Source organism: Clostridium sp. BNL1100 (assembly GCF_000244875.1).
GTDB lineage: Bacteria > Bacillota > Clostridia > Acetivibrionales > DSM-1351 > Ruminiclostridium.
Genome location: NC_016791.1, coordinates 1,216,777 through 1,237,513, shown reverse-complemented (window position 1 = coordinate 1,237,513; position 20,737 = coordinate 1,216,777). Strand labels below are relative to the sequence as shown.

22 protein-coding genes and 2 tRNA genes are annotated in these 20,737 nt (G+C 35.9%); 7 read left to right on the top strand and 17 right to left on the bottom strand.

Translation table 11 applies throughout. The annotated features are described in order from the left end of the window. Window positions 1-355: 355 nt before the first annotated feature. Window positions 356-1,108, bottom strand: a complete 753-nt coding sequence (locus tag CLO1100_RS05155) for a helix-hairpin-helix domain-containing protein (protein ID WP_014312690.1) — start codon at window positions 1,106-1,108, stop codon at window positions 356-358. 297 nt (window positions 1,109-1,405) lie between these two features. Here CLO1100_RS05155 and CLO1100_RS05150 point away from each other — a divergent pair, with 297 nt between their 5' ends. Beyond that, window positions 1,406-2,728: a D-alanyl-D-alanine carboxypeptidase family protein gene (locus tag CLO1100_RS05150; protein WP_014312689.1), complete on the top strand. Its 1,323-nt coding sequence runs from the start codon at window positions 1,406-1,408 to the stop codon at window positions 2,726-2,728. A gap of 132 nt (window positions 2,729-2,860) precedes the next feature. Further along, on the top strand, window positions 2,861-4,579 hold the full coding sequence (locus CLO1100_RS05145) for an AMP-binding protein (RefSeq protein ID WP_014312688.1): 1,719 nt from the start codon (window positions 2,861-2,863) through the stop codon (window positions 4,577-4,579). A gap of 53 nt (window positions 4,580-4,632) precedes the next feature. On the opposite strand, the gene CLO1100_RS05140 is transcribed toward CLO1100_RS05145, so the two are convergent. From CLO1100_RS05140 to CLO1100_RS05100, 9 genes are all read right to left on the bottom strand, one after another. Further along, window positions 4,633-5,592 carry a hypothetical protein gene (locus CLO1100_RS05140; RefSeq protein WP_014312687.1) on the bottom strand — a complete coding sequence of 320 codons (960 nt, stop codon included), beginning with the start codon at window positions 5,590-5,592 and terminating at the stop codon, window positions 4,633-4,635. Window positions 5,593-5,756: 164 nt separating this feature from the next. After that, complete coding sequence (locus tag CLO1100_RS05135; RefSeq protein ID WP_014312686.1) at window positions 5,757-7,373, bottom strand: ATP-binding cassette domain-containing protein; 1,617 nt, start codon at window positions 7,371-7,373, stop codon at window positions 5,757-5,759. A 161-nt stretch (window positions 7,374-7,534) separates the two neighbouring features. Further along, on the bottom strand, window positions 7,535-7,879 hold the full coding sequence (rsfS, locus tag CLO1100_RS05130; RefSeq protein ID WP_014312685.1) for a ribosome silencing factor: 345 nt from the start codon (window positions 7,877-7,879) through the stop codon (window positions 7,535-7,537). Window positions 7,880-7,911: 32 nt separating this feature from the next. Beyond that, on the bottom strand, window positions 7,912-8,415 hold the full coding sequence (locus tag CLO1100_RS05125) for a LytR C-terminal domain-containing protein (RefSeq protein WP_014312684.1): 504 nt from the start codon (window positions 8,413-8,415) through the stop codon (window positions 7,912-7,914). A gap of 18 nt (window positions 8,416-8,433) precedes the next feature. Continuing rightward, the gene (gene yqeK / locus CLO1100_RS05120; RefSeq protein WP_014312683.1) at window positions 8,434-9,015 is read right to left on the bottom strand and encodes a bis(5'-nucleosyl)-tetraphosphatase (symmetrical) YqeK; all 582 of its coding nucleotides are present in this window, start codon (window positions 9,013-9,015) and stop codon (window positions 8,434-8,436) included. 11 nt (window positions 9,016-9,026) lie between these two features. After that, the gene (gene nadD / locus CLO1100_RS05115; RefSeq protein ID WP_014312682.1) at window positions 9,027-9,641 is read right to left on the bottom strand and encodes a nicotinate-nucleotide adenylyltransferase; all 615 of its coding nucleotides are present in this window, start codon (window positions 9,639-9,641) and stop codon (window positions 9,027-9,029) included. 170 nt (window positions 9,642-9,811) lie between these two features. Next, entirely contained in the window at window positions 9,812-9,997 is a 186-nt protein-coding gene (locus CLO1100_RS05110) for a hypothetical protein (RefSeq protein WP_014312681.1), read from the bottom strand. A 15-nt stretch (window positions 9,998-10,012) separates the two neighbouring features. Next, on the bottom strand, window positions 10,013-10,882 hold the full coding sequence (locus CLO1100_RS05105) for an SPFH domain-containing protein (RefSeq protein ID WP_014312680.1): 870 nt from the start codon (window positions 10,880-10,882) through the stop codon (window positions 10,013-10,015). 99 nt (window positions 10,883-10,981) lie between these two features. Continuing rightward, entirely contained in the window at window positions 10,982-11,695 is a 714-nt protein-coding gene (locus CLO1100_RS05100; protein WP_014312679.1) for a Crp/Fnr family transcriptional regulator, read from the bottom strand. Between the two features lie 115 nt (window positions 11,696-11,810). Here CLO1100_RS05100 and CLO1100_RS05095 point away from each other — a divergent pair, with 115 nt between their 5' ends. From CLO1100_RS05095 to CLO1100_RS05075, 5 genes are all read left to right on the top strand, one after another. Beyond that, window positions 11,811-12,542: a 4Fe-4S binding protein gene (locus CLO1100_RS05095; RefSeq protein ID WP_014312678.1), complete on the top strand. Its 732-nt coding sequence runs from the start codon at window positions 11,811-11,813 to the stop codon at window positions 12,540-12,542. Window positions 12,543-12,647: 105 nt separating this feature from the next. Continuing rightward, entirely contained in the window at window positions 12,648-13,409 is a 762-nt protein-coding gene (locus CLO1100_RS05090) for a 5'-methylthioadenosine/adenosylhomocysteine nucleosidase (RefSeq protein WP_014312677.1), read from the top strand. Between the two features lie 222 nt (window positions 13,410-13,631). Then, a complete protein-coding gene (locus tag CLO1100_RS05085; protein WP_014312676.1) occupies window positions 13,632-14,075 on the top strand; it encodes a cell wall hydrolase in 444 nt (147 codons plus the stop codon). Window positions 14,076-14,107: 32 nt separating this feature from the next. After that, window positions 14,108-14,596: a hypothetical protein gene (locus tag CLO1100_RS05080; protein ID WP_014312675.1), complete on the top strand. Its 489-nt coding sequence runs from the start codon at window positions 14,108-14,110 to the stop codon at window positions 14,594-14,596. A 162-nt stretch (window positions 14,597-14,758) separates the two neighbouring features. After that, entirely contained in the window at window positions 14,759-15,553 is a 795-nt protein-coding gene (locus tag CLO1100_RS05075) for a DUF2971 domain-containing protein (protein ID WP_014312674.1), read from the top strand. A gap of 29 nt (window positions 15,554-15,582) precedes the next feature. On the opposite strand, the gene CLO1100_RS05070 is transcribed toward CLO1100_RS05075, so the two are convergent. The 7 genes from CLO1100_RS05070 to CLO1100_RS05040 form a co-directional block, all read right to left on the bottom strand. Continuing rightward, window positions 15,583-15,659, bottom strand: a tRNA-Arg gene (locus CLO1100_RS05070). Between the two features lie 4 nt (window positions 15,660-15,663). After that, a tRNA-Gly gene (locus CLO1100_RS05065) sits at window positions 15,664-15,737 on the bottom strand. A gap of 125 nt (window positions 15,738-15,862) precedes the next feature. Further along, the gene (locus CLO1100_RS05060; RefSeq protein WP_014312673.1) at window positions 15,863-16,342 is read right to left on the bottom strand and encodes a metallophosphoesterase; all 480 of its coding nucleotides are present in this window, start codon (window positions 16,340-16,342) and stop codon (window positions 15,863-15,865) included. A gap of 42 nt (window positions 16,343-16,384) precedes the next feature. Beyond that, entirely contained in the window at window positions 16,385-16,978 is a 594-nt protein-coding gene (locus CLO1100_RS05055; RefSeq protein ID WP_014312672.1) for an XTP/dITP diphosphatase, read from the bottom strand. Continuing rightward, window positions 16,966-17,688: a ribonuclease PH gene (gene rph, locus CLO1100_RS05050; RefSeq protein WP_014312671.1), complete on the bottom strand. Its 723-nt coding sequence runs from the start codon at window positions 17,686-17,688 to the stop codon at window positions 16,966-16,968. The genes CLO1100_RS05055 and rph overlap by 13 nt, the downstream gene beginning before the upstream one ends. A gap of 117 nt (window positions 17,689-17,805) precedes the next feature. Beyond that, window positions 17,806-18,996: a GerMN domain-containing protein gene (locus CLO1100_RS05045; RefSeq protein ID WP_014312670.1), complete on the bottom strand. Its 1,191-nt coding sequence runs from the start codon at window positions 18,994-18,996 to the stop codon at window positions 17,806-17,808. A gap of 95 nt (window positions 18,997-19,091) precedes the next feature. Next, a complete protein-coding gene (locus tag CLO1100_RS05040; RefSeq protein WP_014312669.1) occupies window positions 19,092-20,696 on the bottom strand; it encodes an N-acetylmuramoyl-L-alanine amidase in 1,605 nt (534 codons plus the stop codon). Between the last annotated feature and the right edge of the window lie 41 nt (window positions 20,697-20,737).

Below are 20,737 nucleotides of genomic sequence, written 5' to 3'. Positions count from 1 at the left end.
ACATTTTAAAAGCAGGAGGACCAGTTTGAGAAACAAGAGGGTTATACGTTGTAAGAGAGACAGGAGAAAGAAATATTTTAAACTATTACTTCTAGGTTTCGTACTGCCGGCATTATCGGTATTATTAGTTTATATATCTTTTTTAGTGTTTATTATGCCGTTATATGTCAAGTAATTGTTAATATTGCATATCATTTTGGTTTTTTATTGTAAGAAAATCGTATATTAATACTATTTGAATTAACTAAGTATAATAATATAATAAGTGCATGGATTAAATTATATTTTCCTCCTTTAAATTATTTCGAACCGGCTGAAAATGGCCGGTTTCTTGTTTTGTATTTCTATAAAAAAATCAGTCGATACATATGTAGTTTTTTATTTTATCAAATGTCTTTTGTTTAATTCCCGTTATTTTCATAATGTCGGTTAGTTTTACAAAACCACCGTTTTGCTCCCTGTATTCTATGATAGCTTTTGCAGTTGACGGGCCTACATTTGGCAGCTCTTCAAGCTCTGCCTGAGAGGCTTTGTTGATATTCAGAAGCTTAGCTTTTGATTCATCCGATGAATTGCTCTCTTTCTCCCCCACATCAGCTCCCAAGCTGTCAATTATAACATCAACACCACTGTTTAAGGGATTGCCACCCGTAGCTTTTACTGATTGAGGCTGATTACCTGTCTTTCCCGTGCTTGCTGCTTTTGCCGTTCCCTTGGCTTTGATTCTTAACATAGTATTTTCATTTAAAGGGTACGCCAGGTTTATATTATCAAGATCAGCTTGTTTGGTGGCACCACCGGCGTTTTTTATGGCATCTTCAATAATCTGTCCCTTTTTTATTATTACTACTCCCGGTTTGTTTACACAACCTGTAACATAGACTTTGATATCTGGTACTTTTTCCTCCTCGGTCTGTTCTTCTGAAGGCTCCGCCTCCTTTGATACAATTGCGGTGTTTTTTTCTTCAACCATTGGTATTTCAAGTGGATGATAAACCTGCTTTAGAATAAAACCTAATATACCTGCACCTAATACCAGAACTGCAATAATACATACTGCATGAATTTTACTTAAAAATATCTTTTTGCCAAAAACAGATATCTCCATAGCCTACCTCCTATTATGTTAAGTTTTTTAAAAATAAAAGATTTTAAAATAAATAGAAAAAGCTGTTGAAATTTATAAATTTATTTCCACCTCTGCCAACCAATAATACTTTGAAAATTCAGCTTTATAATTTATACTGTGGAAAGAAATAAAGAAAATATAGAAATGTTTCATAAATATTATATTACATATTTTAGTATTTTACCATATTATTTAAACAAATCTCTATAAAAAAGTTTAAAAAAGTGAATTCTTGCTTTATACTTATAATATATTTACTTATTCACAGGAGGAGTTATGAAGAAAGTACTGGCAACATTAATCATATCAATAGTATTACTATTTCAAGTCTCACCTGCATTTTGTGCAAATCTCGACATTGATGCTGCTTCATACATACTAATGGATGCAAAAACAGGAAGTGTTTTGTACGAATATAAGCCCGATCTGAAATGGCGTCCTGCCAGCACTACAAAAATAGCAACTGCATTAGTAGCTCTTAAGGAAGGTAATATGGATCAGGTAATGACCGCAAGTAATGAGGCAGTTACCGATATAGGCGTAGGTGGCATGAATATAGGCATCATGCCTGGAGAACAGATGTCGTTAAATGATCTGCTTCACGCTCTTTTGATAGTTTCGGCAAATGAAACTGCCAACATAATCTCCGAAAACCTGTATAATGATAAATCTAAGTTTATGGCAGAAATGAATAAGGTTGCTTTAGAAGCGGGAGCAAAAAATACGACTTTCACTAATCCCTGTGGAATTGATGAATATGAAAAAGATGCCGAGCACTTTTCCTCTGCAAGAGATTTGGCTCTTATAGCAAAAGAGTGTTTAAAATACCCTTTATTTCGTGAAATTATAGGCCAGAAGCAGCTTAATATGCTGCCAGCCACAAATAAACATAAAACTTGGAATGTACTTAATACTACAAATAAATTACTGGGACAATCCTTTAAGTACGGTCCTGAAACAGGCGACGACAGAAATCAGTTTACCATTACAGGTTTAAAAACCGGTTCGACTTCCCGAGCAGGTGCAAATTTTATTTCCAGTGCAATAAATAAGGATGGCCTTGAATTGATTTCTGTTGTACTCGGTGTAAATAATAAACCCAATAGAAGTGTTTTTGATTTTACAAAAACTCTTTTAAAGGCAGGCTACGAAAACTATTCCAGACAAATGATTATTGACCGTTCCACAAAAATTCAGGAAATCACCGTCAAGGATGCTGCAAATGGGGATAAGATTGATCTTATAACTAACGGAGTAATTGAGGCACTTTTACCTAATGATAAAAACGAATGGCAGCTTGATAAAAAAATCAATGTCAGGCAGGATGTAAAAGCTCCTATTAAAAAAGGTACGGTTCTTGGGAGCATCGAGTACACAAGAGAAGGCATAACGCTGGGAAAAGTAGATATCGTTTCTTCAAGAACTGTTGAACAAACACTAAAATCAAAATCCAAGGACTATGTAAAGGGTATAACAAGCAATAATCTCTTTAAATACGTTATAATTGGAGTAATTATAGTAATTTGCTTTTTTATTATGAGATTTATATTAAGAAAAATATCAAGAAAAAGAAAATACAAATTAAGAAACTTCAATTAAAAATCCGACTTTTTATGTTTTTATTAGCCTCATATATTGATTTAATTTAAATATACTTATATTATAGTATATGTTTATATGCAGTAAATAACTGAAAAAATACTACTGGCTTTTTTAAAAGGAGTGTAGTCAATGAGAACCGAACCGATTTACCAGACTAGGAAAATCACTGATCTCAAAGATCTTATGGTTCAAAGCGCAAAATTATTCGGAGATAAAAACGCATTTTACATTAAAGACAAAAATGGTGAGTACTACGGAAAAACATATACTGAACTCAAAAGCGATATTGACGCTTTTGGTACGGCATTGATAAGTCTAGGTTTAAAGGACAAAAAAATTGCTATTTTGTCTCAGAACAGTGCAGAATGGTGTACCTCGTACCTTACAATAACAGGCGGAGTAGGTGTTATAGTCCCTTTAGACAAGGAGCTTCCTTTTAATGAGGTTGAAAATCTTATTTCACGTGCGGGAGTCAGTGCAATAGTTTTTTCATCAAAATACCGCAGCGAAATGTTGAAATTATCCCATAATTCCGGGGTTGAATATTACATAGACATTGATCAAAAAGAAGAGGTATCTGATGGGTTTCTATCCTATTCATGTTTAATTGAAAAGGGCAGAGATTTAATGAAACAAGGGGACAGGAGTTATCTGGATGCTGAGATAGACCCTGCTGCCATGTGTGCCCTTATTTTTACATCAGGTACAACTGATTTGGCTAAAGGGGTTATGCTTTCAAGCAAGAACATTGTGTCCAACGTAAGAGCTGTTGTATCAATGCTCTACATAGACGAGACCGACAGTGTTCTTTCTATTTTGCCACTTCATCACACCTATGAATGTACGGCAGGTTTTTTGGTAATGATGTACAGCGGGTGTTGTATGTCATTTAACGAGGGACTAAAGTATATAGTTCAAAACTTGCAGGAGACAAAACCTTCAATCCTTATGTTGGTTCCTCTGATACTTGAAAACATGCACAAGAAAATAGTAAAGCAGGCTTCAAAAACAAGGATGGGTAAAATTAAGTTTAATACTGCAATTGAAATAAGCAATTTTCTATATAATTTCTTTAAAATAGATATACGAAAAAAATTATTCAAACAAGTTTTAAACACTTTCGGAGGCAGAGTAAGACTGGTTATTTCCGGTGCTGCTGCGGTAAATCCGGATGTTTCGAATGATTTATGTGCTATGGGTATAAGGATAGTCCAAGGCTACGGACTCACTGAGTTTTCACCTATAGTTGCAGTAAACAATGACCGTGGGTTCAGACATGATTCCGCCGGAAAGCCGCTTGCAGGGGTAGATGTACAGCTTGAAAATATCGGCGAGGACGGCATTGGAGAATTTGTTATATCCGGTGATTGTGTAATGTTAGGTTATTACGAAAATCCATCAGCAACCCGAAATGTGTTAAAAAACGGCCGTTTATATACCGGTGACTTAGGATATATTGATGATGAAGGCTTTATTTATATTACAGGCAGAAAGAAAAATGTCATTGTCACAAAGAACGGTAAAAATATATTCCCTGAAGAAGTTGAAGCATATCTTGCAAAGAGTAAGTTTGTCAAGGAGAGCCTTGTATGGGGCAGATTTGATGAAGAAACCGGGGAAACCGAAGTCAATGCACAGATTTTGCCTGACATTGATGAGATAAAGGCAAAGCTGAATCTTAATATTGTTTCAAATGATGAAATACGCAAGGTTATTCACGGGGAAATCAAGGAAATAAACAAGCAGATGCCGCTTTATAAGCGAATAAAAGACTTTACAATTCGTGAAGAAGAGTTTGTAAAAACAACGACCAAAAAAATCAAGAGATATGTTGAAAATGTGGGCTAATTTTATAAACATATAAATAAAAGCCGGAGTAATAGAATCTATAGGGATTCTTATTATTCCGGCCTTTTTAGGTTTTCAATAACTTTTTCCCACACTTCTTTTTCAGTCATAAAGGCATCCGAAATTTTTCCCTCTATATTATCAAGTTCAGCAAAGTTATTTCTCAGACAATGTTTAAGATATATACCCTGGAGATTTTTCCACGTGATACATGACTCATCCAATACTTCATTCAATTCATCGGTTAGGCGTTCATCCAATAGTCCCTTATCCTTTAGTGTGCAAAGTAGCAGCTTGTTCCCTTTTAACCTGTTAGATATCTTGGAAAACTCATAATTGTAATGATGAATTTTAGATGCGTCCTCATTTATCATTGTTTTGTTTACAACTTCCTGCTTTTCTATAAGCATATCCAAATTGTAAATCAGTTGCTCTGTACATTTTATAAACTGTTTTATGTCTATTTCGTAGGGAGGAATAAAGTCATTTTTAAAGGAAAGAATTCTGTAATCTGTCTTAATTTGTTTAAGTGGTGAATGAAAAGCTTGAATTACTTCATTTGTAGGAATTTCTCTTATATCATAAAATAAGTTTACATCATCCTCATAAGCATAAAAAACATCTTTTTCTTCATCAAAACCTGTAACAAAAGCAAAGTGGGATGTATGAATTTTATTATAGTAATACGAAAATCTATTCCAATTATATAAATCAACGTTGAGCGTTGCATATAAGTTGTTCATGAGAATATCTTTAAATTCTTGTATAAAATTCTCTTTATTCTTAAAATTAAATGCTTCATATTTAAAGATATTTTCTGCGAAAAAATTGTAGTACTCTTGAGTGTAGTCCATATGAAAAACATTATCAGGGTAATAGGTATACTCATAATAATTGAGATATGCAAGTGGTTCATAGCTGGCATCAACTTTTGTTAGTATTGAAAGAAACATATTTACAATACAGTTCCCCCAGAATTTATTATATGGCTGTAAATCCTTTATGTATCGCATCAATATTCACCCGTTCTTTTCTTCTTATAATTTGATTATAATCGATTTTATTTTACATTACAATACATAATAGTCTGTTAATGTATTTTATGTAAAAAAATATCCAAAGGCTAAGTTCACCCTTGGACATTTATTTTTATTATGTGAATTTTCTAATTGACTATTTAAGACCACAGTTCTTTTCTTAATGCTGCAATATCTTCATTTTCAAGATATTCATCATATGTCATTTGTCTGTCGATAATCCCTTTTGGAGTTATCTCAATTATTCTGTTGGCTATTGTCTGAACAAACTCATGGTCATGAGAAGTAAAGAGAATTGTTCCCTTATAGTTAATCAGACCATTGTTCAGTGCAGTGATAGATTCCAAATCCAGATGGTTTGTAGGCTCATCAAGAACAAGTACATTTGCACCTGAAAGCATCATCTTTGCCAGCATACAACGAACTTTTTCTCCTCCTGAGAGTACCGAAGCCTTTTTTAAAGCTTCTTCACCTGAAAACAGCATCCTTCCAAGCCATCCTCTAAGGAAAGTCTCTGTCTGATCCTTTGAGAACTGTCTCAACCAATCCACCAAATTTAAGTCAACACCTTCAAAGAATTCGGAGTTGTCCGTTGGGAAATAAGCCTGTGACGTAGTTATACCCCATTTAAAGTCACCACTGTCCGGTTCAGTCTCACCCATAAGAATTTTAAACAATGTGGTTTTTGCATTTCCGTATGTTCCGACAAACGCTATCTTGTCACCCTTATTTACTATAAGGTTAAAGTCGTTGAGAAGCTTTTCACCTTCAATCTCCTTTGAAAGGCCATTAACCATGAGCAAATCGTTTCCGGCTTCTCTCTCCGGCTTGAAATCCACGAAAGGGTACTTTCTTGATGAAGGTTTTATATCCTCAAGTGTAAGTTTATCCAATAATTTCTTACGAGAAGTAGCTTGTTTTGATTTTGAAGCATTCGCACTAAACCTTTGAATAAATTCCTGCAATTCCTTTATTCTTGCTTCAGTTTTTTTGTTTGCATCCTTCGCCTGCTGAAGTGCTAACTGACTTGACTGATACCAGAAATCGTAGTTTCCGACATATAGCTGTATCTTTCCAAAGTCAATATCAGCAATATGTGTACATACCTGATTCAAAAAGTGTCTGTCATGGGATACTACAATAACTATATTTTCAAAATTGGCCAGAAAGTTTTCAAGCCAAGTAATAGATGCTATATCAAGATGGTTTGTAGGCTCGTCCAGCAATAGAATATCAGGATTTCCGAAAAGAGCCTGAGCCAAAAGCACCCTTACCTTTTGATTACCGTCAAGATCCTTCATGAGTTTATAATGGTACTCTTCTGTTATGTTTAATCCGTTTAATAACGTAGCAGCGTCGGATTCTGCTTCCCATCCGTTCAGCTCCGCAAATTCTCCTTCTAATTCAGAAAGTCTTATTCCTTCTTCCTCTGTAAAATCAGACTTTGCGTAAAGTACCTCTTTTTCATCCATAATTTCAATCAATCGCTTGTGGCCCATCATTACGGTTTTAATAACTTCAAATTCATCGTATGCATAATGATCCTGTTTTAAAACAGCCATTCTCTCTCCGGGAGAAATCGAAATATCACCCTTATTGGGTTCAATTTCACCAGAAAGTATCTTTAGAAAGGTTGATTTTCCGGCACCGTTTGCACCTATCAATCCGTAGCAGTTTCCCTGTGTAAATTTAATGTTTACATTTTCAAATAAAGCACGTCCCCCATACCTTAGAGAGACACCGTTTGCACTAATCATTTTATCTCCGTTTCCAGGCAGGATAACTAAATATCCTATCCTTTTATTATAAATATTAAATAAATTTAAATGTTTATTTTATTTGTCAAAAACAGCATAAAATAAGAAAAGCATAGTTAATGCTTTTCCCAATAATATTAAAGCACAACTTATTACAATGTTCAATATCTAATGCTGGTCATTTCTCCATCAGACCATAACCTTTCCAGATTGTAAAACCCTCTGTCCTCCTGATGGAAAACATGTATTACAACGTCAGCGTAGTCCAGAAGAATCCATCTTGCAGAATCGTAACCTTCCTTGTGGTGTGCCTCCAGCCCCATTTCAGCCAGTTTGAAATCAACTTCATCGGCTATAGCCTTTATATGAGTGGAGGATGTACCGCTGCATATAACAAAATAATCGGCAATAATCGTAATATCATGAATATCAATTATGCTTATATCCTTTGCCTTCTTATCTTCCATAGCCGCAACGATTTTGTCTACCAATGTTTTTGAATCCAATATTTTGCACCTCATCTTCTGATTGTTTTTTATTAAGGATTATAATCATTTCCAAGTATTATTGTAATATCAAAATTAGGTTCAGCCTGTATTTCTTCTGAAACCTTGGATATTTTTAACATGTTGCTGATTGGACCTGCCTTTACGCCTTTCTTTCTTACAATTATTTGAGAAGTACTCTGAACATTGCCGGTTTCGGCACTTGCCTCAAATCCCTGTGCCACAAGCATAGTCTTAACCTCTCCTGCGAGACCTTTTTTACCGGTACAGTTAACAACCTGAACTGTGGTCTTTCCACTCTTCTTTGTAGTTTCTGCCGTGTCTTTAGCGGAATCCTCAACAGGCTTGCTATCCACTATTATTTTCCCGGGGGTCTTTGATGCAGGTGCAGGTTTAACGGGTTGCTTTTTTACTTCAACAACCTTTTTGTCGAAAACACCTGAATCTTTATAAAAATTTGCCCCTACTATAATTGATGAAAACAGTAGTAAAAATGTTCCTACTGCGTAAAATACAAATTTAAAAAATTTACTCATTTTTTATTATCTCCAAAACTAGTTCTCCTCGGTTTTTTGTGTCATTAATAATATATAGTTTCTAGCCTCAATAGTAAATGGATGAATTAAGCCATTTTGGCTAATAACGTATTTGATTACACTATTAAAAGCACTTATCAAAGCACGATCCAAATCTACGAATGCCAAACTCCGTGCTTCCTGTACATCACCGTGGGTTCTTCCCGGCTCAATGTAATCAGCCAGAAATATTATTTTATCCATTGTACTCATCCCCGCAAATCCGGTAGTATGATACTTAATTGCATTTAGTACGGCAGGGTCTTCCACACAGTACTTTTGTCTTGCCATTACAGCACCTACTGCTCCATGCATAAGGAATAACTGATTTTCCTCAATCGGACTGAGTTCTATGTGATTTTCAATACAATACCGCTTTGTTTCATTGTCTTCAAGGTTCTTCGCACAATCATGCAAAAGTCCTGCCACTTTAGCTTTTTCTATATCCTCACCATAATGTTCAGCCAATTCAACAGCGACTTTCATAGTATTAACAGAATGAATGTACCTTCCCGGTTTTAGGGACTTTTTAAGCAGTATATCCATTTCACTAAAATTCATTTTCCATCCTCTTAAATATACAATTTATTTTTCTTTATATACCCCTCAACAGGCTCAATTATAAAATATTTAACAGATTTTCCGTTTTTTATTCTATCTCTTATAAAGGTTGATGAAATTTCAATTAGGGGCGCTTCAAAACCTGTAATATTAACATCATATTCACTCTTTAAATAAGTTAAACGTGTCTTAAATTCTTCATCTTGGAATCCGGGCCGCATTAATGCTATAAAACTTGTTAGTGTAAATACTTCCTCCGCACTTTTCCATTTCAGAAGATCCATTACTACATCAGCGCCAATTATATAATAAAACTCCGTGCCCTTAGGATAAAGTTCATGCAGCTGTTTAAGAGTATCTACCGTATATGTGTATCCTCGGCGTTCTATCTCAATAGAAACCGCTTCAAAGTTTGGATTTGTGCTGACTGCACACTGTACCATATTCAATCTGTGAACAGGGTCAGTAACTGAAGCAAGGTCTTTGTGAGGCGGTTTTCCTGATGGTATAAATAATACCTTATCAAGTGCAAATTCTTCTCTGACCATCTCGGCAACTGCCAGATGTCCAACATGCACAGGATCGAATGTACCTCCGCAAATACCTATTTTCACGCCTTTATCCAAATCAAACGTCCTTTCATAATATATATTGTTATTATTTTGCTGCAATATAATCTACATTATAGCATAAAATATTTAACTATTTATTAAGAAATGTAAAAGTTTATCAGAGAAATTCTTAAGCAGGAAAAGACCCGGCATTTTTTGTTATGCCGTGTCTTTTCTTAACTTAATCAACCATCAGCTTTTTCCTTGTGGGAATCCGTTATAGGGGCTGATTTATTGCGTTTACGAAGTGCTTCACTAATCAGATACTCTATTTGGCCATTTACAGACCGGAATTCATCATCAGCCCACTTCGATATTTCTTCCCACATTTTGGGACTGAGCCTGAGTAAAAGTGTCTTTTTTTCCGCCATAATACCATCGCCTTTTTAGTTATGCAATGTTCCGGTGTTTATAACCGGTTGTGTATTTCTCTCACCGCATAGTACCACCAATAAGTTGCTTACCATTGCAGCCTTTCTTTCTTCGTCAAGCTCCACTATTTCATTTTCACTAAGCTTGTTAAGTGCCATCTGAACCATCCCGACAGCACCCTCAACTATTTTCTGTCTTGCTGCAATAATAGCAGCCGCCTGCTGTCTTTGAAGCATTGCTGCAGCTATTTCAGGTGCATATGCCAAATGAGAAAGTCTTGCTTCTTCAACAATTACACCTGCTTTTCCAAGTCTTTGCTGCAGTTCGTTTTTAAGTGCTTCTGCAACCTCATCCGTACTTCCTCTCAGAGAAATGGTATGAGTATCTTCGGTATTATCATATGGATACATTCCTGCCAAATGTCTCAAAGCAGATTCACTCTGAACATTTACATAATCAACATAATTATCTACATCAAATATGGCCTCAACGGTATTTTCAACTCTCCATACAATTACTGCGGCTATTTCAATTGGATTACCCATTTCATCATTAACCTTTATTTTTTCACCGTTTATATTTCTTGACCTTAATGAAATCTTTTTCTTGGAATAAAAAGGATTAGCCCAGTGCCAGCCTTCCTTTTTTATAGTTCCCGTATACTTTCCGAAAAGAATCAATACCATTGCCTGATTAGGCTGAATAGTAAAAAATCCGGGAAGAATAAATATAAAAACAATAAATAAAACAATTCCCAGTGCAATTAAAACATTAGCTTCTTTGTATACACCTACTCCAAAAAGAACTACACTCAAAATAAGTATAAAAAATGCACCTAAAAGTATCTTTCCACCTGAAGTGGTTTTTCCATCAATCTCTTTCACAACTATCAACCTCCCTAATTAAATAAAAAAATAAATATTAATATGATATCTAAATGATATCATATTAATATTACAAATTCAATATTTTCCATACAAAAATTATTCTTCAATCATGCTTTTTAATTTCTCAGCATTAATTACTTTTACGGCTTCCTTTTGAAATTCAATAATACCCATGTCCCGCATTATTCCCATCTCTCTTGACATGGAAGGCCTTGATATATTCAGAAATTCCGCCATTTCGTTTCTGTTTATGGGAAGTCTGAAAGTATTACTGCCTGCCTTTTCCATGTATTCAAGCAAAAAGCATGCAATTTTGGAGTTAATTCCTTTCATTGAAAGATATTCGACTCTTCTGTTAAGCATAATCGCCCTTGTAGAAACACTTTTTAAAAGATTCCTTATAAGCTGAGAATGATGAGAACAAGCATCACTGCATTGATTTAATATCATTTCATTTTCGATAAACATTACTCGGCAATTCGTTTGGGCCTGAACGTTTGAAGGCCATTTTTCCGTCCCGGAAAATGCAATGACCTCACCAAAAATGCTTCCCGGTTTAATGAGATTCATCATTACACGATTCCCTGCCGCATTTTCCTTAGTTACAACTCCGTTGCCCTCCACAAGTATCCCCACCCCGTGATACCTGCCCCCTGCCATTACAATATAATCCCCCTTGTTATAGCTATAAATCTTTGGGTTGAAGCATTCAAGGATTGATATAATTTGTTTACTGTCAAAGTTCTCAAACAGTTCACAATTGAGAAGAACTTCTGTTATATTTTTAATTTCACTTTCGTTTAATTTCATATTTCCCTCCTTTTGTATCTCCAGATACCGAACTTAATATAATTATACCTTATAATCATTACATAATCATTTAAACGACAAACAAATAAAATATATATTTAAGGAGAGTTATATTATGAAGAGAAATATTATTAGGATAGATGAAGAAAAATGTAATGGGTGCGGATTATGTGTAACAGCATGTCATGAAGGTGCGCTGGTTTTAGAAAACGGTAAGGCAAAACTTATATCCGACAGCTACTGTGACGGTCTCGGAAATTGCCTTCCCGAATGTCCTACAAATGCAATAACTATTGAGGAACGTGAAGCAGATGCATACGATGAAGAACTTGTCAAAAAGAATATAGCAATGAAAGCTGCCGCACAAACTCCTCCGGTACATCATCACATGCATGGCGGATGTCCCGGTTCAAGAGCAATGGCAATAAAGAAAGCTCCGGCATCGGAAACTATATCAACTACAGCTTCTGTTCCGGCGGTATCAGAGCTTATGCAGTGGCCGTGCCAAATCAAGCTGGTTCCGGTAAATGCACCATACTTTGACAACTGCGACCTACTGATTGCAGCCGATTGTACTGCATACGCATATGCAAACATTCACAAGGATTTTATGAAAAACAGAATTACGCTTATCGGATGTCCTAAGTTGGACGAAGGTGATTATTCTGAGAAACTTACTGCAATTATTGCAAACAATAACATTAACAGTGTAAAAGTTCTCCGAATGGAAGTCCCTTGCTGTGGAGGCATTGTAAGTGCGGTAAAAACTGCCTTGATTAATTCGGGAAAAATGTTGCCCTGGAGTATTGTAACAATAGGTACAAATGGCGAAGTACTGCAAAGTTAATTAATGGAATTGGTAGTTTAAATTGAATATTTTTTCCATTATAATAGGTCTGTAGGCAATTTGTGCCTGCAGGCCTTTTAAATTTATAAAGCAGGAGGATTATTTATGCTTATAGGAATAATTGGAGCTATGGAACAGGAAATAAAGCTATTGGCAGAGAGCATGCTGATAAATGAAACAAAAACTATTGCTATGCGTGAATATTATATCGGCAAACTATTTGGTAAAGACGTTGTTCTGGTTTTCTCAAAGTGCGGCAAGGTTGCTGCAGGTTCAACCGTTACTACACTTATTGAAACCTTTAATGTTGATGTTGTTCTTTTTACAGGCGTTGCCGGAGGGGCTGATAAAAACTTAAAAATAGGCGATATAATTGTTGCGGACAAGCTTGTGCAGCATGATATGGATGCAAGTTCCTTGCCGGGATTCAGCAAGTTTGAAATACCACTTTTGGGAGTTGGAACATTTGTTGCTCCTTCTCATATGGTGTCGCTGGGTAAAAAATCTGCGGAGTTTTATGTATCTAGCTGCTTGAACACAGATGTCGATGAAAGTATCTTAAAAGAGTTTAATATCTGTACTCCAAATATTGTAACAGGTACAGTGGCAAGCGGCGACCAATTTGTTGCGGACAGCAGCAAGGTTTTAAGCCTTACTCAGGAAATAGAGAATCTAAAGTGTATTGAAATGGAAGGCGCAGCCGTAGCACAGGTTTGTTACGAACATGGTGTAGATTATATTATATTCCGTGTTATTTCTGACAAAGCAGATGAGCATGCAAATATCAACTTCCCAAGATTTATCGAAGAAGCGGCCTCCCATTTTACCAGAGGAATTATAGAACATTTTGTTTCAGAAATAGCATAAAATAAAGCCGGGTCAAACCGGCTTTTGTTTTCTCTTTTTTTTAGAAATTAATTAACGTATTCAATTTACATAATTAATTTCCTATTCTTTAAATCTCTATACAATTCAATATAGTACCGGGACTCGGAACAAATTATATTTAAGTATTATGTAACATTAAGCACATCGTCTTAATATACTACTAATGTAATAGAAAAATTATATTTATTAAGGTGATTTAATATGCCATTAACAGACCGAGAACTGCTTGCAAGACTAATACGATGTGAAGCCGAAGGTGAGGGGGACAACGGTATGAGAGGGGTTGCCTCTGTCGTTATGAACAGAGTAACTGTTCCGTATGGCGAGTTTTTCAGACTAGTTCATGGTGATATCAGAGCTGCAATATTCCAGCCCCGACAGTTTACTTGTGTAATGGAAGTCGTAAATGGTCAATATAACCCTCAAAATATATTTAATATGACTCCATTACAAGTACATTATGACATAGCCGATTGGGCTATGACCGGCAACACTCTTGGTGCTGTAGCAAACTCATTATGGTATTTCAATCCGTTTAAACCTTCATGTATATCCTTTTTTCCTCCCGGTGAAAACGGAACATATTTAACCAGGGTAAATCAGCACTGTTATTATATCCCCACCCAAAAGTATGCAAGTACCTAAACTTTAACGTTCTTAAAGAAAGGAAGTAGATTATGAAAAGCTCACATACTCCATACTACAACATACCGGATTGTTATTTTGACGACCGTCAAAATAACAATATGATAAACCCCGAAAGTTTTCCCACTGGAATACCTACAGGAGGCCCTTTCGGCTCTACAGCCTTCCCTATGGGCTCTTCAACGGTTGGTCAGACTATCCCGTTTATGAATACACAAAATCAGATGATGTCACAGCCCCAGATTATGAATCAGCAAATGAATCCATTGGCACCCATTACCCCTACAACCGAACCCCAGCCAATGACAACTCAAAGTACTGAGTTTATGAACGGATTCTTAAGAACACAGATAGGTAAAACCGTAAGGGTAGAATTTCTTATCGGAACCGGAACTCTTGTAGATAAATTCGGCACACTGCTGGCCGTAGGTGCCAACTATCTTGTTTTGAGGCAGGCTGAAACTGATGATATCGTAGTTTGTGATTTCTTTACAATTAAATTTGTCACATTCTACCTTTGATCTAAACCAAAACTCTCTACTTCATTGATTAGATTAATACAGGGTGCAAATTGTTTATTGATAATACATACTCAATTTACAATTTGTGCCTTTTATTTTACATGCATCTATAATGCTCGTTATTGGGATTATATGAATATACAATGCTTTTTGGAGGTTAAAGTGAAAGATCAAAAACTGTGGAGATACTACGACTTGATAAAATTTCTGACATTGATTAACGGTGAATTATATTTTGCCCGCGCCGATACTTTTAAGGACAAATATGAAGGTGCAATCCCAAAGCAAACTTTTCAAAGTATGATAGAAAATTTCAGGGATTACGGCACTGCCAAGAATAAAACTGATATAATACTTGAATTCCAAAAAATTTTCAACGAAAAAAGAAAAAAGGCTGCAATAAGCTGCTGGCACATCAACGACACCGAATCTGCGGCAATGTGGGAATTATACGCAAAAGCAGGCTTTGGAATTGCGGTCAACACAACGACAGAAAGGCTTGCAAATTCATTGGTTATTCCAGAGGGTTACAGTATGATAATGTCTCAAGTAAACTATATAGATTTTGATAAGGAGAACGATACCGACTACATTTATAATGAGCTTCTTCCTTTTAAAAACAAAAGAAAAGAATTTATTTACGAAAATGAGTTCAGAATTATTCTATATAAGGAAAGAAATGAATCAACCCCTGTTTCCACTTGCACTGACGAAACCATCCTTGCCGACAAAGTCAGTCGAAGATTTCATTTCGGACTGGAAAACCTCCCCCAAGAAGGAGTAAAAGTTAAAGTTGATCCCTCCAAAATCATTCTAGAGATACTGGCTTCACCTCATATGAAAAAATACGAGGTACAAGAAATCAGGAGACTTCTCGATATTATTAATCACAATAATAATACAAACTTTACAATACGACATTCTGACATTTATGACAATTTGAATTATTCAAAATAAAAAAGCATCTACATAAGTAGATGCTTTTTTGGCGTGCCCATGGGGATTCGAACCCAAGACCTACGGCTTAGAAGGCCGTTGCTCTATCCAGCTGAGCTATGGGCACATAATGGAGCGGGTGATGGGAATCGAACCCACGCAATCAGCTTGGAAGGCTGATGTTCTACCATTGAACTACACCCGCAATACCTTGTTTTTTCAGCCTTTAGGACGTGTCCCCCAGCTGACTTTTACTATTATACAAGGTACATTATCTTTTGTCAACATTTTATTTTTAATTTTTCGCATGTTTTTTATGTTCACTTTTCGCTAAATATAAAAGAATTCAGCGTCTATTTTTTCAGGTGTTATATCCAAAATTGCATAGGACTCCGATAAATTACTTCTGGATTCACTTATGCTTCCCGGATTTAAAACCATACGGTCACAGACTTGGTCAATCAACGCTACATGCGTATGACCATAAAGAGCAATATGCGCATTTTCTATTTCTGCCCTTGCAATTATACGGTCCAGGTCCCACTTCACCGAATATTTGTGACCATGAGTCAAAAATACTCTCCTACCCTCAATTTCCAGAGTCTTTTCCGCCTCAACCGTTCCAACGCCAAAGTCACTGTTTCCATAAACATACTCAAACTTTTTATCCGGATATAGCTGTTCAAGATCTGCTACATCCCGACAATAGTCACCCAGATGAATTATTATTTCAACATCCGGGTTTTTTTCTATTGCCCTCATTGCATTAGTAAGATACCCGTGAGTATCACTCATAACAAGTACTTTCATTACCAACATTCCCCCATACAGCAAAACCTGCTACAACGATTATTATAAATATTTCTGTAATTTTTCCTGCATTAATGCCAGTGCCTTAGCGCGATGGCTTATTTTATTTTTCAAATCCGCATCTATTTCAGCCATAGTCTTGTCAAATTGCTGTACAAAGAAAAGGGGGTCGTAACCAAAGCCGTTACTGCCTTTACATTCGAAATCTATAAATCCCTCACAGGTTCCCCTAACTACAAAGTGCCTGCCATCAGGAAATACTACCGCTATTGCACATACAAACCTTGCGGTTCTCTTTTCAAAAGGTACGTCCTTTAACATTTCCAATAATTTTTTATTTTTATCCGCATCACTTGCTTCAGGTCCTGCGAATCTGGCAGAGTAAATTCCCGGAGCTCCGTCAAGAACATCGACTTCCAATCCTGAATCATCTGCCAACACCATGCTTTTTGACACTTTACTTATTTCAAGGGCCTTTTTCAGAGAGTTTTCTTCAAAAGTATCGCCATCCTCAACTACATCAATATCAATATCTGCTTCATTCATTGATATAACATCAAGTGGCAGTCCTGATAATACCTGCTTGATTTCAACCATTTTTCCCTTATTTTTTGTAGCAACAATTAATCTTTCCATAAGACCTCATTCTGAGCCTTTATCAGCTCATGTATTCCGGATTCAGCCAAATCAAAAAGTTTATCCAGCTGTTTCTTACTAAAGCTCGACTTTTCACCGGTAGCCTGTATTTCGATGAATTCACCTTTATCCGTCATTATAACGTTCATGTCAACCGCTGCATTACTATTCTCGATATAACAGAGGTCTAAAAGCTCCTCACCATTAACAATTCCTACACTTGTTGCAGCCACAGTTCCTGTAATCGGCATTTTTGAAATCATGCCGTTTTTAACCAGTGTCCTGCACGCATCTACCAATGCCACATACCCTCCCGTAATGGAAGCGGTTCTGGTTCCGCCGTCGGCCTGAATTACATCACAGTCAATGGTTATAGTTCTCTCACCCAAGAGTTTCAGGTCAACTATAGTTCTTAGTGACCTTCCTATAAGTCGTTGGATTTCAGAACTTCTTCCATTAAGCTTTAATTTTGAAATATCTCTTTGATTCCTTACAGCTGTAGCTCTGGGAAGCATAGAATATTCAGCAGTTATCCAACCTTCTCCTGAATCCTTTTTGAAAGGAGGAATCCTCTCCTCAACAGAAGCCGTGCATATTACTTTTGTATCCCCAACTTCTATGAGAACTGACCCTTCCGCATGTTTAATGTAATTTCTCAGAATCCTTACCGGCCTCAATTGTGTATTGCTTCTTCCGTCATGCCTCAACATATTCCCTCCATATCTTAAAAACAAAATAATAATAACCCAAATATCCTAAAAAATCATCCGTATATTTAGATAAATAATTAACATTAATGTTATATGTTTTGTATACTTTACATAATTTTAGTTATCTATTACCTTATTAAAGGTCACAGGAACACTTTTAGCTGAAGCCACTTCAGTCCCTTCGGGCAAAGGCTTTTCCATACCGTTTATAAGGAGCTTTATTTTTTGTATTCCTTTCATCTGGCTGATTGTATAATATATTTGATTTAGAAGACTATCTTCTTTTTCTGAACCGCCGTAATTTGTAATCTGGCTTGAAAAGTCCAGAACAGCAGTACTTCCCTGTTGGTCGAAAGATATGAGCTTTGTACCTTCCGGAATGGATGTAAAGTATGTCGTATCATCGGGCTTTTTACTTAATTCGTTAAAGATTAGTTCAGGTATTCCGTTAGGGTCTGTCTGAGGTATCTGTACAGATACAGGGACAAGATAATTGTGATTATTGCTGTCGTCTGAAACGTAATATAAGTCGCATTTCACACAACCATCCTTAATTTGAGTATCACTTGAATTAATTAATGTATTGCTTCTATTTCGTAGAATTGATAAGTCCGTTCCATTTTCAAGAGTTGTTATTTCCTTTCCTTCAACCCTTATTCTGACGTCTGATACAGTGGAAAAACCAGTCAGTGTATACACAACAGAAGCTACCGCCTCTTGCTCTTCCTGCTTACCGGATAAATTTAAAAATTCCTTTGAAAAGTCAATTACAGCAACTTTGTCTTTTATATTTATGCCTTTTATCTTTGTGCCTTTGGGCAGTACGGGGTAAAGCCCGTAGTAGTCCAGCTGTTCTTTTGTTACAGCTTCATCTACTAACCCGAGGACTGCTGCTTTTGCAAGACCTTCCTGTTTTTTTACTGTTCTGGTAACAGGTACAAGTAGTCCTTTTTTGTTTTTGTAGTATAAAGTTATAAGAAGATTGGTTTTATCAGAAGCAGGAACCATACCTTTACCCGCCCCATTATCTATAACAAGACCGTTTATCTGGCTCCCGGTATAATTACCGCTTACCATGGAGCTTGTTGTTGTGGGAGCTGCTGTACCGGTAGCCATAGCCAATCCCTTTGAACTGCTCGCTGTGGCGGAAGCTGCTGCTTTAGAATCCTGAGCCGTGTTTGTTGCAGAGGAATTAAGGGTTTGATTTGCCGCTTGAATGCTGGGCTCCTGTTCTTCTTTGTGACCAATAAAAGAGCATCCTGTCGATAAAAGCATAATTACCAACACAATACTAATAATTTTTTTCATATATAGTCCTCCTTAGAGTAATTTGAAACATATGGTAATTATAGACTATATATGCAAAAATTATTATTTCCCGTAAGTGTTGGTAATTTTATAGTTTATTTTTCCTTAATTTGTTCTTCCTTATTTTCTTGTTCTTTATTATCTTCTTCTTTACTTTCTTCTTTTTTATTTTCTTCTTTTTTATTTTTTTGTTCTTTATTAATTTGGTCCAGCCCCTTAACTATAGCATCGCATAATGCCTCGGCAGTCTTCTGCTGAAAATCCTGATTGTTAAGCCTTTGCAAGTCACCCGGATTTGACAGGAATCCGATTTCTGCCAGACTTGAAGGCATATGTGTATATTTGAGAACAACTAAACCGGGTCTTGATACAGTTTTTCTATTATATGTGTCCAATCTGCTCATAAGTGAATTCTGAATTAATTGAGCAAATTTTTGACCTGTAAAAGATTTATCTCCGGCTTTTTCCGGGTAATACAAGGTTTCTGTCCCTTTTGCAGTACTTTTATCGAATGAATTATTATGTATACTCAAAAACAGTGTTGCATTTAAAGCATTTGCTATATAAGGTCTGTCGTAGAGACCTACGAATGTATCATCTTGTCTGAGCATAAAAGTATTTACATTTTTAGCCTTCAATAATTTTTCCAGCTTTAAAGCAATATCCAGATTTACATCCTTCTCGCGGGTAGAACCTCCTGAAGCACCCGGGTCAACACCGCCATGTCCTGCATCTATAACAACCAGCCGTTCACCTTCTTTGGCAGGTGTGAGAAGATTTACTTCCGTTTGTTTTAAATCTTCATTATAAGAAGTATAAAATGTAAATTCCTTTTTTACATTAAAATCAAAATTTGTAACCAATGTTTCCTTATTACGTGAAATGGCTATGGAATCAACATAATCGTCATCAATTTTATATGTATTTTCTGCAAGTTTTAAATTTGCTTTTGCAGATATAGTAATAGTATATCTTCCGCTTTCCTTATCGTAGTTTTCGGTAAAATACTTTTTTATAGTTGAGCCGGTACTTGTTAATGCAATTCCTTTAAATGCAAAGTACACCCTGTCCTGATTACTAACATATGTGAGGTAGGAACTTAACACTTGCTTTACAGGTACTTTTTCGGGTTCGTCAGCCGGCTTATCCTTTACCGGTTCACTTGGCTTTTCAGGTTTAACGTTCTGATTTTCATTTTTAGGAGGAGCAGCTTTTACTGTTTTTATATTTATAGATTTGGACTTACTGTCTACCGTCGCTGAAAGACTTTTTATATTTTTAATAAAGTCAACAGGTATTATAAGCCTGTCGTTAATTTTCTTTGCTTGAGTTGTAAGCTTATAGGTTTTTCCATCCATCTTTGTATTTATGTCATTATTTTTGAATTGGAGCTTTAATCCATTATAAGAAACATCCATAACCTGTGTTTTACTGTTCCATACAACCTTACCACCCAGCTTTTCAAACACTGCCCTTACCGGCAGCATGGTTGTTTTATTAAAAACAATACCTGGAAAGTCGGTTTTTAATTCCTTACCGTCTATTGTAATTTTATAAATGGTGTCGGAATATTTTACTTTTTTTCCGTCATAATTCATAGTCAGCGACTGTGCTGCAAACACAGAAAACTGAGGTATTAATACCAAAAAACATCCCAAAATACATGCCAGCATTTTTTTTAAATTCGTTTTTTTCTTCATTTGTCTTCTGTCACCTCATAGTTTACCATTATTTTGTTTAC

Bases quoted from the DNA above. Each gene is read 5' to 3' on its own strand.
- CLO1100_RS05110 (WP_014312681.1), bottom strand. From the start codon at position 9,997: ATGGCGGAAAAAAAGACACTTTTACTCAGGCTCAGTCCCAAAATGTGG.
- CLO1100_RS05060 (WP_014312673.1), bottom strand. From the start codon at position 16,342: ATGAAAGTACTTGTTATGAGTGATACTCACGGGTATCTTACTAATGCA.
- CLO1100_RS05155 (WP_014312690.1), bottom strand. From the start codon at position 1,108: ATGGAGATATCTGTTTTTGGCAAAAAGATATTTTTAAGTAAAATTCAT.
- CLO1100_RS05125 (WP_014312684.1), bottom strand. From the start codon at position 8,415: ATGAGTAAATTTTTTAAATTTGTATTTTACGCAGTAGGAACATTTTTA.
- CLO1100_RS05045 (WP_014312670.1), bottom strand. From the start codon at position 18,996: ATGAAAAAAATTATTAGTATTGTGTTGGTAATTATGCTTTTATCGACA.
- CLO1100_RS05135 (WP_014312686.1), bottom strand. From the start codon at position 7,373: ATGATTAGTGCAAACGGTGTCTCTCTAAGGTATGGGGGACGTGCTTTA.
- CLO1100_RS05055 (WP_014312672.1), bottom strand. From the start codon at position 16,978: ATGGAAAGATTAATTGTTGCTACAAAAAATAAGGGAAAAATGGTTGAA.
- CLO1100_RS05090 (WP_014312677.1), top strand. From the start codon at position 12,648: ATGCTTATAGGAATAATTGGAGCTATGGAACAGGAAATAAAGCTATTG.
- CLO1100_RS05145 (WP_014312688.1), top strand. From the start codon at position 2,861: ATGAGAACCGAACCGATTTACCAGACTAGGAAAATCACTGATCTCAAA.
- CLO1100_RS05040 (WP_014312669.1), bottom strand. From the start codon at position 20,696: ATGAAGAAAAAAACGAATTTAAAAAAAATGCTGGCATGTATTTTGGGA.
- CLO1100_RS05095 (WP_014312678.1), top strand. From the start codon at position 11,811: ATGAAGAGAAATATTATTAGGATAGATGAAGAAAAATGTAATGGGTGC.
- rph (WP_014312671.1), bottom strand. From the start codon at position 17,688: ATGTTGAGGCATGACGGAAGAAGCAATACACAATTGAGGCCGGTAAGG.
- yqeK (WP_014312683.1), bottom strand. From the start codon at position 9,015: ATGAATTTTAGTGAAATGGATATACTGCTTAAAAAGTCCCTAAAACCG.
- CLO1100_RS05080 (WP_014312675.1), top strand. From the start codon at position 14,108: ATGAAAAGCTCACATACTCCATACTACAACATACCGGATTGTTATTTT.
- CLO1100_RS05100 (WP_014312679.1), bottom strand. From the start codon at position 11,695: ATGAAATTAAACGAAAGTGAAATTAAAAATATAACAGAAGTTCTTCTC.
- CLO1100_RS05140 (WP_014312687.1), bottom strand. From the start codon at position 5,592: ATGCGATACATAAAGGATTTACAGCCATATAATAAATTCTGGGGGAAC.
- CLO1100_RS05150 (WP_014312689.1), top strand. From the start codon at position 1,406: ATGAAGAAAGTACTGGCAACATTAATCATATCAATAGTATTACTATTT.
- CLO1100_RS05085 (WP_014312676.1), top strand. From the start codon at position 13,632: ATGCCATTAACAGACCGAGAACTGCTTGCAAGACTAATACGATGTGAA.